This window comes from Type-D symbiont of Plautia stali, assembly GCF_001485335.1.
GTDB classification, from domain to species: Bacteria; Pseudomonadota; Gammaproteobacteria; order Enterobacterales; family Enterobacteriaceae; genus Pantoea; species Pantoea vagans_C.
Map to the genome: position 1 here is coordinate 17,512 of NZ_BBOC01000020.1, position 12,989 is coordinate 30,500.

Below are 12,989 nucleotides of genomic sequence, written 5' to 3' on the forward strand. Positions count from 1 at the left end.
TTTTGCTGCTACTGAGTGTAGCAGCGCGAGATGAAGGCGATTTAACCGCGCTGGCGGTGCGAAGCCAAGTGTGATTAAGCGAAGTTCTCTTGCGTAAAAAGCATAAAGTCCACTTTACCGGGCGCGTAGGTGTCGGGCTGTTCACCCTCTTCCAGATGTTTGAGCAGCAGGGTGAGCGCCAGCTGCGCGTGGCGCAGGGTGTTTTGATCGAGGGTCAGCGTCAACACGCGTTTTTCTAACAGCTGGCGCGTGGTGCTGTAGAGCTCATGGGTGACGTACACCAGTTTGCCGTTCAGACGATGACGCGCCAGGGCTTCGTGGATCTGTGTATTGCCCATGCCCGTATTGTACAGCCCAACGATGTGCTGCGAGCCGGCCAGGGTTTTCTCCAGCAGACGGCTGATGCGCTCACGCTCATCCTGCCCGGCCAGAATCTCGCGCAAGCGCAGTTGCGGGAAGCGTTCGGCCAGTACCGATTGAAAGCCTTCGATACGCTGGCGATGCGCAGAGTAGTCGGCGCGGCCACTCACCAGCACCACATCACCTGCGGTGGCGGTCATACTGCCGAGCATCAGCCCGGCGGTGCGACCCGCTTTGTATTGATCGATACCGACATGGCACAGGCGCGCCGCATCGGGCAGGTCGGTGACCAGGGTGATTACCGGCACACCGCGCGCTTTGCAAGCGGCTAACGCCTCATAAATCAGAGGGTTTTCGTGGGCAAAAACAATCAGCGCGTCCCGTTTTTTGCTGCTGGCTGCAATATGTGCTGCCAGCTTCTCGGGCGCGTTTTCTGGGATCAGGGTGCGATGCAACCGCAAACGGCGATAGCCAAGCTCATCAGCGAGATGGGCGAAGTCCTGTGCCAGTTGCTGGAAGAAGAACGAGCCGTTGCCACTCAGCAGCACTTCAACCTGCCAGGTGTGGCGATGCTCCTCCGGCAAAATACGCTTTAAACCCGCCTCGCGCGCTGCCTGTAGAATTTTTTTGGTCATCGCAGGCGAGACGCCGCCGCGATCGTTCAGGACGCGATCAACCGTGGCCACGCCTACGCCAACCTGCTTCGCCAGTTCCGCCAGCGTCAGTGCTTTCATCTGAGGTAATTCCATCAAAAACCGCGTTCAGCTAGCCTGCCACAAAGCGCTATTTTGACAACATTGGCTATTCCAAAATGTGAACAAAAGGAGCGTTAAGATGCGGACGCCGCAACGTTTTGCCCTGATTGGCAGTGGATTTATAGGCCAGGTACATGCCGCAAACCTGGCGACTCATCCCGGCGTAGAGCTTGCGCTGGTGTGCGATATCGATGTCTCACGAGCGGAAGCGGTGGCGCAGCGGTTTGGTGCGCGTGCGGCAAGCGTGCAGCAGGCGCTCAACAGCGATGCGATTGACGCAGTGTTGATCGCCAGTGCCACGCCAACCCATGCCGAATTGCTGGAGCAGGCGGTGCGGGCGGGTAAGGCGGTGTACTGTGAGAAACCGATCGACCTGTCGTTGCAACGCGCGCGCGAAGTGGTGGAAAAGATTTCGCCGCTGCAGGTCCCTGTCACCGTGGGGTTTAATCGCCGCTTTGATCTGAGCCATCAGCAGCTGAAAGCGCAGTTAAAGCAGGGGCTGATTGGCCGCACCGAGCTGATACAGATGGTGTGCCGTGCTTCTGAGCTGCCACCGCTGAGTTATCTTCAGGCCTCAGGCGGACAGATGCGCGATCAGGCGATTCACTTTTTCGATCTGCTGCGCTGGCTCACCGAGGATGAAGTCAGCACGGTGGGTGCACTGGGTGCCGCGCTGGCCATGCCCGAGATACGTGATTTCGATGTCGATACTTCGGTGCTTATCATGCGTATGCAGCAAGGCGCCTTGGCTCAGCTGGATAATACACGCCGCACGGCTTATGGCTACGACGAACGCATTAGCGTGATGGGCAGCGAAGGGATGCTGGCGTCAGAGAGTCAATCGGCGCGCGGTGCCACCTTGTATCAGGGGAGAGGGATTACTCAGCCTGGACTTTATGCCGACTGGTTTAGCCGTGTGCAAGAGACGTATTACACGCATCTGGATGCGTTTGTGCGTTACATCGGCGGGGAGAAGGTGGAAGGGCTGCCGGGATTGATTGATGGTCTGCGTGCGCAGGCGATTGCGGAAGCGGCGCAGCTTTCGCTGACACGCGGTGAGTTTGTGGATGTGGAGCGGGTGTCTATCTGATGCCCTCACCCCAACCCTCTCCCGCAAGCGGGCGAGGGGGCCGATCGAGGGAGCATGTCGTCCACACTATCCAGTCCCCTCTCCCTGTGGGAGAGGGTTAGGGTGAGGGCATCAAGCCGCACCTATTTCAGCAGTTCACGCTCAATCAATTCACGCGTTTCCACTGCCTGGTACTTCATCTTCTCCGGATAGCCGAACAGCGCCGCCGAGATAATCGACTCACCGCCCACCTTGTAAGTGCGGTTGGCAAAGTCCATCTCGCGCAGTGCCTCAAACAACCCATCGAAGTTCACTTCGCCTTCACCCACAGCCACGTGCTGATGAATCGTCGCATCGACACCCGGCGGGTTAACAATATAGCGGCAGTGCTTGGTGTGGTTCATGGTATCGGCAATCAGCATATGCGACAGATCGTCGCCGGCGTAATGCAGCATGCTTTTCACATCACCTACGCCCTTGTCGTAATAGAAGGTGTGCGGCGCACTGTAGATGTATTTGACGTTGTCGCTACGGAAGGATTTCACGATATCCGCCGTTTCATTACTTTGTTCGCAGAAATCCCATGGATGGGCCTGAATTTCGACGCGGATGCCCTCACGTTCAAAAATGGGCAGTAACTCATCCATTGAGCGATAGAACATCTCTTCACAGATTTCCGGCTCATTCGGGTTGCCCGACAGCTCGGTGTTGATCACCTGTACGCCCATCTCAACGGCGATTTCAATCATGCGTTTCCAGTTCTTCACCGCAGCCTGACGGCGCAATTCGTCTGGGCCGGACCAACGGTACACGGTGATGAACGAAGAGATCTCTACGCCAGTGGCATTCAGCGCATTTTTGTATTCGCGCATGATTTCACGGCTGGCTTTGGGATGTTTATAGAACGGGTTGATCTGTGGATGCGGGGATTGCTCAATGTACTTATAGCCCCACTCAGCCACCTGATGCACCATGCGAGTGATACCAAGGTCTCTGATGACATCCACATCAAAAGCGATTTTCATTTTGTTCTCCTGAGCGTTAAGCGGTGCGCTCTTCATTAAACACCACACCAATCTGCTGTCTGACGTCATCCATTGCCCGCAGCGTCGCCAGAGAAGTGGCAAGCGGACGAACAGGCGAGTCGAGCAGGCCCTGATGAATACACCAGGCGGTATGTTCGATTTCATGACTGAGCTGAATATAGCGGTTGGTCGGCTCCTCCCAGCGCAGCGTGTGTCGGCCATCACTGGAGGTGAGACGGAAATTGCCCGGCGCGTAGAACTGGCCGTCAAGGTAGAGCGTGGCATCGCGGCCAGCGATGACTGCGGTGCCAGGCGTGTTGCTGAACAGGGTGGTGTTGAGTACCGAATGCATACCATTGCTGTGCGTCAGCAGCATCGAGGTCTGGCCGTTAACCCCACCCGGTGCGGGCTGTCCCTTGGCGACAATGCTGTCGGGCGCACCGGCGACAAACACGCTGAAGCCGATCAAATAACTGCCGAGATCGAGCATCGGGCCGCCAGCCAGATCGAGATTAAAGATGCGGTGATCCTGGGTGAAATATTCGCCATGATCGGCGATCAGCGTATGAACATCACCTAAAGCGCCATCGGCCAGCAGTTGACGGATCACATCATATTTTGGCGCGAAGTCGCACCACATCGCTTCGACACACAAGCGTTGCTGCTTTTGCGCTTCTTGCTGTAACTGCCAGGCTTGCTGCGCATTCAACGCCAGCGGCTTTTCGATTAATACGTGTTTGCCTGCCTGTAACGTGCGCAGACCATCCGGGAAGTGGTGATTGTGCGGCGTGGCGATATACACCACATCAATGTCAGAGCGGCTGAGCAGTGCATCTATCCCTTCCACGGCATGCGGGATATCCCACTTACTGGCAAAGGCCTGGGCTTTCTCAAGGCTGCGTGACGCTACAGCGATCAGCTGCTGCTGAGTGTGGTGGCGCAACGCGTTGGCAAAGTGGTCGGCTATCCAGCCAGGACCAACAATACCCCAGCGTAATGCAGGAATCTGGTTTTCAGGGTGACGACGAGGTGCAGGTAGGGTTGCAGGGAACATATCATCTCCGTTTTATTTAATACCTAATGAACCGGGAGCCAGCCATCAAATATAGGAAGCGGCAACCGCACCCTCTAATCCTTTCCTGATGTAAATCCATCAGCCTGAAGCACAGGTGTCGGGAGGATAAATATCAAACATTTATTCTGGATGGTATCTGAATGAAATGAGTCATTTCATTTTTGCGAGGGGGATCAAAATACTGAGAGGCTTTCTATCAAATAGTGAGATTTGATGACGACTTATCCAACAACAGATTCGCACTCTAAAAAGAATTCAGGCATTATTTTTGATAATTAACTATCAATTTACTGGAAGCTATTGATGAGTAAAATCACCATGAATGCCATTGCCGATGCGGCGGGTGTGGGTGTTGCGACCGTAGATCGCGTGCTGAACCGTCGCGCACCGGTTCGTGCAGCCACCGAGCAAAAGGTACTTGAAGCCGCGAATCGCCTGGGGTATCGCGTTGGCCCCGTCGCGACGTTCCACGAAACACAGCAAACGGCAGGCGTGACGTTACGTATGGGTTTCATCCTGCTCTCCAAATCTTACTCTTTCTATCATGCGTTCACTGACGCACTGCGGCAGCATACCCAGCCGCTCCATCCTGCCGGCAGTGAGCCGTTATTTTACTGGCACGATATTGATGATGTTGCTGCGGTGGTGGCATCCCTGCATAAGCTGGCTGAGCAAGTGGATGCTATTGGATTGGTGGCGCTGGACCATCCGCTGATTCGCCATGCGATTGAGCATATCTCGCGGCAGGGCGTGCGGGTTTATGCGCTGTTTTCGAATTTTTCTCCCTGCGGCCACGCCGGTTATTTTGGGCTGGATAATCAGAAAGCCGGGCGCACCGCCGGTTGGGTGGCCTCGCATCTGCTGCATCAGCCGGGATCGGTGGGCGTGTTGGTCGGTGACCATCGTTTTACCTGTCAGGAGAGCTGTGAGATCAGCTTCCGATCCTATCTGCGCGAACAAGACAGTGCCCGTCGGGTGCTGGAGCCATTGAAAACCCATGAGTCAATTGATGGTGGCTATCATGCCACGCGCCAGTTACTGGATGAGCATGCTGATCTCGCATTGATTTACGCCCCCTGTGGCGGAATTGAGGGGGTGATCCATGCGCTACGCCAACAGCCACAACGGAAGGTGGCACTGGTTTGCCATGGTCCGGTGAAAGAGGGGGATCTGGCGCTGATTGACGGCAGCATTACGGTGATGATCCGCCATGATATTGATGATATGGCACGGCAGTTGGCGCGTACGGTGCAGCAGCAGGCCACGGAATCAGGCGATCACTTCTCGCTGGTGACGCTGCCGTTTGCGATCATCACGCGGGAGAATTTGTGAGCCTGTCGCCACAAATGGCGGACTGCTACACAGTTATTCGTTTCCCGGTCGCCATGAATGGCAACCCTACGACGATTGTGCACCGATCTCGTAGGGTGCGAATTTATGCGCACTCTGGCTGCATTTGATAGGCAATCTATCAAATTAATGATGAAAAATAACTTGATCGCTATCAAAAAATGAAAGTTTCATGATTGCTGAAGGTGAAATTTTTATTTGATACTTGCGCTATCCACTACCGCAAGGAACGATCATGACTATTCACATTGCTAACGCACCCTGCAGCTGGGGTGTCGACGATCCGAAAAATCCTTTCCTGCCGCCGTGGCAGAAAGTCCTCACCGAGGCAGCTCAGGCGGGTTACAAAAGCATTGAACTCGGCCCGTGGAGTTATCTGCCCACCGATGCCAGTGAACTGCGTCAGCAGTTAGAGGCGCATCAGCTTTCGCTGGTGGCAGGCACGATCTTTGATGATCTGGTCAGCGAGGCGAACTTCCCCGCCATGGTCGAGTTGACCCACAACATCTGCCGCAACCTGTCACAAGTGCCGACTGCTGAGAAAACGCACGCGGATAACCTTCCCGCGCCCTATCTGGTGATTATCGATTTTGGTAATCCAGAACGCGCGAAATACGCCGGGCAGTCAGATAAAGCGCCTCGCCTTTCCCGCGATGACTGGCAGCGCATGATGCAGCATATCACCACCCTGAGCCAGATCGCCTGGAACGAGTATGGCGTACGTGCAGTGATCCACCCGCATGCTGGCGGCTGCATTGAGTTTGCCGACGAACTGGCGCAGTTGGTGCAGGATATCCCACACGAGGTGGCTGGCTTATGCCTCGACACCGGACACCTGTATTACTCCGGCATGGACCCGATTCCGTACCTAAGCCGCTATTGGGATCGTATCGATTATCTGCATTTCAAAGACGTGAACGACGCCGTCTGGCGCGATGTGATTGCGCGTGGGGTGGACTTCTTTGCCGCTTGCGCCGAAGGCGTGATGTGCCCAATTGGCAAAGGGGCGATTGATTATCCAGCGGTGCGTGCTTTCCTCGCTGAGCGCAACTATCAGGGCTGGATCACCATTGAGCAAGAGCGCGATCCGCGCAACGCGGACACCAGTCTGCGTGACGTGACTGCCAGCCTGCACTATCTGCAATCGGTCGGATTCTAAGGAGAACATCATGATTAACGGTATTAAAGCACTGAATCGTTCCCTGCGCTGGGGCATGGTCGGGGGCGGTGGCACCAGCCAGATAGGTTACATTCATCGCTCTGCAGCACTGCGTGATGGCAACTTTGTCCTCCAGGCGGGGGCGTTTGACCTCAATGCTGAGCGCGGTCGCGCCTTCGGTGCCTCTTTGGGTGTCGATGGCGAGCGCTGTTATCCCGACTACGAAACGATGTTCGCCGCTGAAGCCGCACGTGCAGACGGTATTGAAGCGGTATCCATCGCGACCCCCAACAATACCCATTTCACCATCTGCCGTGCCGCACTCAATGCGGGCCTGCATGTGGTGTGTGAGAAACCGCTCTGTTTCACCACTGCAGAAGCGGACGAGCTGGAAAAACTCTGTGCTGAGAAGAAAAAGATCATTGGTGTCACTTACGGTTATGCCGGACATCAGCTGATTCATCAGGCACGCGAGATGATCGCTGAAGGGCTACTGGGTGAAATTCGCATTATCAATATGCAGTTCGCGCACGGTTTTCATAATGAAGCCGTCGAGTTGCAAAACGAAAGCACCAAATGGCGCGTCGATCCGCGGTTTGTCGGACCGAGCTATGTGCTGGGCGATCTGGCAACGCATCCATTGTTTATCGCCGAAACCATGGTGCCAAAACTGCAGGTGAAACGCCTGTTGTGCAGTCGCCAGAGCTTTGTCAAAACCCGCGCACCGCTGGAAGATAATGCCTTTGTCATGATGGAGTATGACAACGGTGCGGTGGGCACCATGTGGGCTTCCGCCGTCAACTGTGGTTCGATGCACGGGCAGAAGGTGCGCGTGATTGGCGAGAAGGCCAGCCTGGAGTGGTGGGATGAGCAGCCAAACCAGCTGCGTTATGAAGTGCAGGGTGAACCGGTGCAGATACTGGAGCGAGGGATGGGTTACCTGCATCGCACGGCACTGGCGGACGATCGTATTGGCGGTGGCCACCCAGAAGGGCTGTTTGAAGCCTGGTCAAACCTCTATCGTCGTTTTGCGCTGGCGATGGATGCCACCGACCGGGGCGATGAGGCATTCCTTGCTGATTTCTGGTATCCGGATGTGCATGCCGGTTTGATGGGCGTGCGCTGGGTTGAGCAGTGTGTGCAGTCAGCGGATGCCGGTGCGGTGTGGGTGGATTGCTAAAGATAGCTCGGTGATGAAAACGGTCGGCATAACTGCCGACCTTACACTGTTTTCGTGCCGCATTTCGTTCGGGCGCGATGTATCGCGCGAGGTTGAAATACGCGCAATGAATTGCGCCGCGACGTTACATCAATGCGATCGCAAATCACTCAAAAAGCGCTGCGCACGCGGGTGCTGTGGCTGATTGAAGAAGTTCTCAGGCGTCGCTTTCTCCAGAATTTGCCCCTGATCCATAAACCAGATGGTGTCCGCCACTTCGCGGGCAAAATTCATTTCGTGCGTCACACACATCATGGTCATGCCTTCCTGCGCCAGACTGCGCATCACCGACAAGACTTCGCCGACCATCTCGGGATCGAGCGCGGAGGTCGGTTCATCAAACAGCATCACCGGCGGTTTCATCGCCAGCGCACGGGCAATCGCCACGCGTTGCTGCTGGCCGCCGGAGAGCTGTGCCGGGTAGGCATCCGCTTTATGGGATAACCCCACTCGCTCCAGCAACTCCCCCGCCTGCTGGCGCGCCTCGGCACGTTTCACACCCAACACTTTCATCGGCGACATCATGATGTTTTCAGCCACCGAGACGTGTGGGAACAGGTTGAAGCTCTGAAACACAAAGCCAATCCGGGTGCGCAGATGGTTCAACCGCGTGCTGCTGCCGTGAATATCAATGCCATTAAACACAATTTGGCCGTTATCAATCGGTTCGAGGCGATTGACGGTGCGGATCAGCGTCGATTTACCCGAACCGGACGGACCACACACCACCACCACTTCACCGGTGTTGATTTCGGCACTCAGGTCAGTCAGCGCCTGATAAGCGCCGTACCATTTATTGACCTGATTAAACATGATCATTGGGCTCATAGAGCTTCCTTATTGCGAAGAGGTTTTAGTCAGCATCACCGCGGGTGCCACATTGGCATTGGCCTGCGGCGGTTGGCGACGTTTCTGCGCAATATGCGCTTCGAGTTTATTGGCAAGCCAGGTGAGGCTGAAGCAGATGACGTAATAGCTCAGCGCCACAATCGCAAATACCTGGAACGGTTTCGTCAGTAACTGGTTGCTCACCTGATTCGCGGCAAAGGTCAGCTCCGGTACGTTAATCACGTAGCCGAGCGTCGAGTCTTTGATGATCGACACCAACTGGCTCACCAGGCTTGGCAAGGTGTTGAACAGCGCCTGCGGCAGAATCACCAAACGCAAGGTTTTGAGGTGGCTCATACCCAGCGCACGTGAGGCCTCATACTGTCCGTGTGGCAAGGCCTGAATGCCGCCACGTACGATTTCGGCGATGTAGGCACTTTCGTAAATCACCAGCGTACACAGCATGGTGGCGAAGCCGCTGATGTTGTGGCCAATCAGTAGCGGTACGCAGAAGTAGGTCCAGAACACCACCATCATCAGTGGAATGCCGCGCAGCAAATAGACCCAGCAGGTGGCAGGCCAGCTCAGCCAGCGCCACGGAGACAGTCGCGCCAGACCCAGCAGCACCCCAATGGGGAAAGCAAAGAGCACGGCCAGCACTGAAATCAGCAGGGTACAGAGCACGCCGCCCAGCGGGCCATTAGGGTACTGGCCCATTAACAGCAGCATGCCGTTGTCATGCAAAATGGTGAAAATCTCAAACATCGCCATTACCTCGCGTAGACGCGTTGGAAGCGGCGGGCCAGCAGCGCGCCAAGGCCCATCAGCAGCAGGGAGAAGAACAGGTAACCCACGGTTGCCACTAAGTAGGACTCGAAGGTACGGAAAGTCTGGTTCTCAATATCACGGGTGACATAGGTCAGCTCCGCCACGCCAATCACCATCGCCAGACTGGTGTTTTTAAACAGCAGCACGGTGTGGTTAATGACGGATGGCAGCGCGTTGCGAATGCCCTGTGGCAGGATCACGGAACGCATGGCGCGCACATAGCTCATGCCCAGTGCGCGAGCCGCTTCGTTTTGTCCATCTGGAATGGCGCGCAGGCCGCTGCGGATATCCTCAGAGAAGTAAGCGGCCTGACACAGTCCGAGCGCAACCAGTGAGAACAGAAACTCAGCGTTGTAATCGACTATCAGCATCTGCACGGATTCCGGCAGCAGCGTAGGGATCGCGAAGTACCACATCATTAACTGAATTAAGGTGGGCACATTACGGTGATAGGAGACATACGCTTTGACCAGCCCAACGGCAATACGATTTTCCGTCAGGCGGATCACCACCAGCAGCAGGGCAAGAACCATTGCCAGCAGCCAGGCACCTAACGCCAGTTCAAGGGTGACCACCGTTCCGTCAACGATCATCTGGCCGTAATGGCCGGTTATCACACTGCTGAAATCAAGTGCCATACAGTTACCTCTTAGTACGGTATTACGCGGTGCGGTCGCCCGGTCGCATAGTGGAAAGACCGCCCGGCACCTGCAGCGTCGGGGTGATTTCGATGTTGCCGATATTCACCGCCACCGGGGCAGAGAGCGCAAAGGCTACGCAGTCGGCGATGTCTTTGGCCTGCGGCAGTTCGAAGCCATCAATGAAGCGGCGGCGAGCGTCATCGTGGTCGCCAGAGACGTTGCCGAAGATATCGGTGGCGACACGGCCAGGGCAGATTTCGGTGATACGCACGCGTTTGCCATAACAGTCAACGCGTAGCTGGCGTGACAGGGCATGCACACCGGCTTTGGTGGCGTGGTACACCGAGTTGCCGTTGAAGTTGTAAATTGCGGCAATCGACGTAATGTTGAACACATGGCCACGGTCACGAGCCACCATGCCAGGAACCAGCAAACGGCACAGGTGCAGGACCGCACGCAGATTGACGTCAACTTGCGTCTCCACCACGTTTTCGTCTGCGTCGAGGATTGAGCCAGGGTGCGATAAGCCAGCGTTATTAACCAGAATGTCGATCTCGAGATCTTTGCACAGTGCCGTCAGCGCATTAACGTCACTGACATCCACCGCATGGGGAATGCAGCCAGTGCGATCGGCCAGTGCGGCCAGTTGTTCCTTGCGACGCGCGACGGCGTGCACGGTAATCCCTTCTTTGCACAGACGCTCAACAATCGCTTCGCCCATACCGGCGGATGCGCCAGTGACCAGCGCGGTTTTATAATCTGAAAATGGCATTTGCCTCTCCTCGTCTCGCCGAAGGTGTTGTCGGCGTAATTGGTCTTTTTTGACTTTATGCAGTTATGCCGCAAGGGCATAAGACATAAAAACTTTGAGGCGATAAGTGCCCCTTATAACCCGATTATTTACTCACTATCTGACTGAATAGTCATGATTTCTTCCGCATATTCAACCGGGCTGTTCGAGGGTTGAGTCAGTTGGTGTACACGCCCTTTTAGCGGGCTGAGCACCGGAACATACAAGGGGCCAACCTGCACCACGGCGAGCAGATCCTGAGCTTCTACCTGCTGACCGGGCTGAACAAAATCCTGTTGGCTAAGAGGATGGCGGCGCAGCAGCGTACCCGGCATGGGGGCGCCAATCGCCTGTGTCGCCGGTGGGGTTTCCTCTGCCAGGATAACGGGGGAGGGGCATGCTGGGGCGAAGGTCAGACGTACTGACCACTGTTTGCCCTCAAGTGCCAGACTGTTGAGGCCGGAGCTTTGCATTTTGCGCGCCAACGCACGCAGCGTGGGCAGCGGTATCGCGGTTTTTTCCATGGGGTTCCCGTCAAAGCGAAACACGCCCGCCTTAGCGGGCAACAGACCAAATCAATCTAGCGCGTTCGCCAGGCGGGCTGTAAGAGGGTTTCGCTTTGCGGTAATAAGCGGGTCTTATCCCACCAGGGTCAGCGGATGGTTCTCGACATTGCGACGAGACATCAACGACAGCAGAATCGATTTCACTGCTTCAGCTGGCTGGGAGAGCGGCAGGTGGTCGGACATACAGAACGACAGTGAGGCCTGTACATCTGGCTCAACTATCTTCGCCATCCAGGTATCACCGTTTTTCAGCAGCGCACGAGCGGCAGACTCCGGCATGATGGTGGTGCCTAAACCTGCGCTGAGGGCGGCATTCAGCGTGGTTTGTGATTCGATCTCGCATTTCACGCGATACTGCAGGTTGTTTTGCGTGAAGGCATCATCCAGTACTTTGCGCATGATGTTATAAATGCGCGGCAGGAACAGGTCGTATTGTGCAACCTGTGCCAGCGGAATTTCTTTAACCGGTTTCGCCAGGCTGAACGGGCAGACGAAGCATAAATCTTCTTTCATCAACGGCATGAAGCGCAGGCCATGGATGCTGCGATGATCGTAGATCACTGCCATATCCATGCGTCCATTCATGATCAATTCGCTGAGCGTGGTGCCGAAGTTTTCATTGAAATACAGCACGATGCCCGGATGCTGTTGCTGCACTTCCATCATCAGCGGGAGTGCGAGGTTTTGCGCGGCGGTGCCGGGTGCCAGACCCACCGAGACGCTGCCGCTGAGAGATGCACCCACCAAATCAATCGCACTTTGCGCCTGTTCGCACTGGCGCAAAATGGACTGGGCATGAGAATAGAGCGTTTTGCCTGCTTCGGTTGGCGTGACCCCGCGCTTGGTACGGATCAATAGCTGTTGATTGACTTCCCCTTCCAGCGTGGCCAGCTGCTGACTGAGCGCAGGCTGAGCGATATGCAGAATATCTGCGGCTTGAGTCAGGCTACCGACATCAACAATTTTAACAAAATACTTCAGGCGACGAAGATTCATGGGCACTTCCCTCCAACAGAACGCATATCGGTATCAAGCAAAGTTGATGCCAATATAAGCTTTCGTGATTGAACTCAGACAGGAGGGTACGGCTACCGGGCCTCCTGAGGCTGGTGCTGAGTTTGCGATCCGCCGATCTGGCGGGTGTTGAAAAAAGCAGCGATGCACCGAAAGGGTGCATTTGACCCATCAGCATTGCCAATGGCGGGCAAGGAAAATCGTGGGTTCGAGATGTGGCTCGCGGATAAAAGTAACACTTTATTAACATTGCGTCAGGCGCATGGGCGTGACCTGCCGCGCAATTTTATGCCAATCCCAAACCTTTATG

13 protein-coding genes are annotated in these 12,989 nt (G+C 55.6%); 4 read left to right on the top strand and 9 right to left on the bottom strand.

The window, feature by feature from the left end; translation table 11 throughout:
- Window positions 1-74: 74 nt before the first annotated feature.
- A complete protein-coding gene (locus tag PSSD_RS08585; RefSeq protein ID WP_058970624.1) occupies window positions 75-1,094 on the bottom strand; it encodes a LacI family DNA-binding transcriptional regulator in 1,020 nt (339 codons plus the stop codon).
- 100 nt (window positions 1,095-1,194) lie between these two features.
- Between PSSD_RS08585 and PSSD_RS08590 the strand changes: the two genes are divergently transcribed.
- Entirely contained in the window at window positions 1,195-2,205 is a 1,011-nt protein-coding gene (locus PSSD_RS08590; RefSeq protein WP_058970627.1) for a Gfo/Idh/MocA family oxidoreductase, read from the top strand.
- A 122-nt stretch (window positions 2,206-2,327) separates the two neighbouring features.
- Here PSSD_RS08590 and PSSD_RS08595 read toward each other — a convergent pair whose 3' ends face one another.
- Both PSSD_RS08595 and PSSD_RS08600 read right to left on the bottom strand, forming a co-directional pair.
- The gene (locus PSSD_RS08595; RefSeq protein ID WP_039334092.1) at window positions 2,328-3,209 is read right to left on the bottom strand and encodes a sugar phosphate isomerase/epimerase family protein; all 882 of its coding nucleotides are present in this window, start codon (window positions 3,207-3,209) and stop codon (window positions 2,328-2,330) included.
- Between the two features lie 16 nt (window positions 3,210-3,225).
- On the bottom strand, window positions 3,226-4,263 hold the full coding sequence (locus tag PSSD_RS08600; RefSeq protein WP_058970630.1) for a Gfo/Idh/MocA family protein: 1,038 nt from the start codon (window positions 4,261-4,263) through the stop codon (window positions 3,226-3,228).
- Between the two features lie 324 nt (window positions 4,264-4,587).
- On the opposite strand from PSSD_RS08600, the gene PSSD_RS08605 reads away from it, so the two are divergent.
- The 3 genes from PSSD_RS08605 to PSSD_RS08615 all read left to right on the top strand — a co-directional run bounded on the left by PSSD_RS08605 (window position 4,588) and on the right by PSSD_RS08615 (window position 7,973).
- Entirely contained in the window at window positions 4,588-5,616 is a 1,029-nt protein-coding gene (locus PSSD_RS08605) for a LacI family DNA-binding transcriptional regulator (RefSeq protein ID WP_058970633.1), read from the top strand.
- Window positions 5,617-5,869: 253 nt separating this feature from the next.
- Window positions 5,870-6,793 (top strand): TIM barrel protein, encoded by a 924-nt coding sequence (locus PSSD_RS08610; protein WP_039334098.1) that lies wholly within the window; start codon window positions 5,870-5,872, stop codon window positions 6,791-6,793.
- A gap of 10 nt (window positions 6,794-6,803) precedes the next feature.
- A complete protein-coding gene (locus tag PSSD_RS08615; RefSeq protein ID WP_058970636.1) occupies window positions 6,804-7,973 on the top strand; it encodes a Gfo/Idh/MocA family protein in 1,170 nt (389 codons plus the stop codon).
- 129 nt (window positions 7,974-8,102) lie between these two features.
- On the opposite strand, the gene PSSD_RS08620 is transcribed toward PSSD_RS08615, so the two are convergent.
- The 6 genes from PSSD_RS08620 to nac all read right to left on the bottom strand — a co-directional run bounded on the left by PSSD_RS08620 (window position 8,103) and on the right by nac (window position 12,661).
- Complete coding sequence (locus tag PSSD_RS08620) at window positions 8,103-8,840, bottom strand: amino acid ABC transporter ATP-binding protein (RefSeq protein ID WP_039334103.1); 738 nt, start codon at window positions 8,838-8,840, stop codon at window positions 8,103-8,105.
- Window positions 8,841-8,849: 9 nt separating this feature from the next.
- Window positions 8,850-9,605 (bottom strand): amino acid ABC transporter permease, encoded by a 756-nt coding sequence (locus PSSD_RS08625; protein ID WP_058970639.1) that lies wholly within the window; start codon window positions 9,603-9,605, stop codon window positions 8,850-8,852.
- Between the two features lie 5 nt (window positions 9,606-9,610).
- Window positions 9,611-10,306 (bottom strand): amino acid ABC transporter permease, encoded by a 696-nt coding sequence (locus PSSD_RS08630; RefSeq protein ID WP_039334109.1) that lies wholly within the window; start codon window positions 10,304-10,306, stop codon window positions 9,611-9,613.
- Window positions 10,307-10,328: 22 nt separating this feature from the next.
- Window positions 10,329-11,081, bottom strand: a complete 753-nt coding sequence (locus PSSD_RS08635; RefSeq protein WP_039334110.1) for an SDR family oxidoreductase — start codon at window positions 11,079-11,081, stop codon at window positions 10,329-10,331.
- Between the two features lie 128 nt (window positions 11,082-11,209).
- Window positions 11,210-11,623 carry an acetyl-CoA carboxylase biotin carboxyl carrier protein gene (locus PSSD_RS08640; RefSeq protein WP_039334111.1) on the bottom strand — a complete coding sequence of 138 codons (414 nt, stop codon included), beginning with the start codon at window positions 11,621-11,623 and terminating at the stop codon, window positions 11,210-11,212.
- 114 nt (window positions 11,624-11,737) lie between these two features.
- Window positions 11,738-12,661: a nitrogen assimilation transcriptional regulator NAC gene (nac, locus tag PSSD_RS08645; protein WP_039334112.1), complete on the bottom strand. Its 924-nt coding sequence runs from the start codon at window positions 12,659-12,661 to the stop codon at window positions 11,738-11,740.
- Window positions 12,662-12,989: the final 328 nt, after the last annotated feature.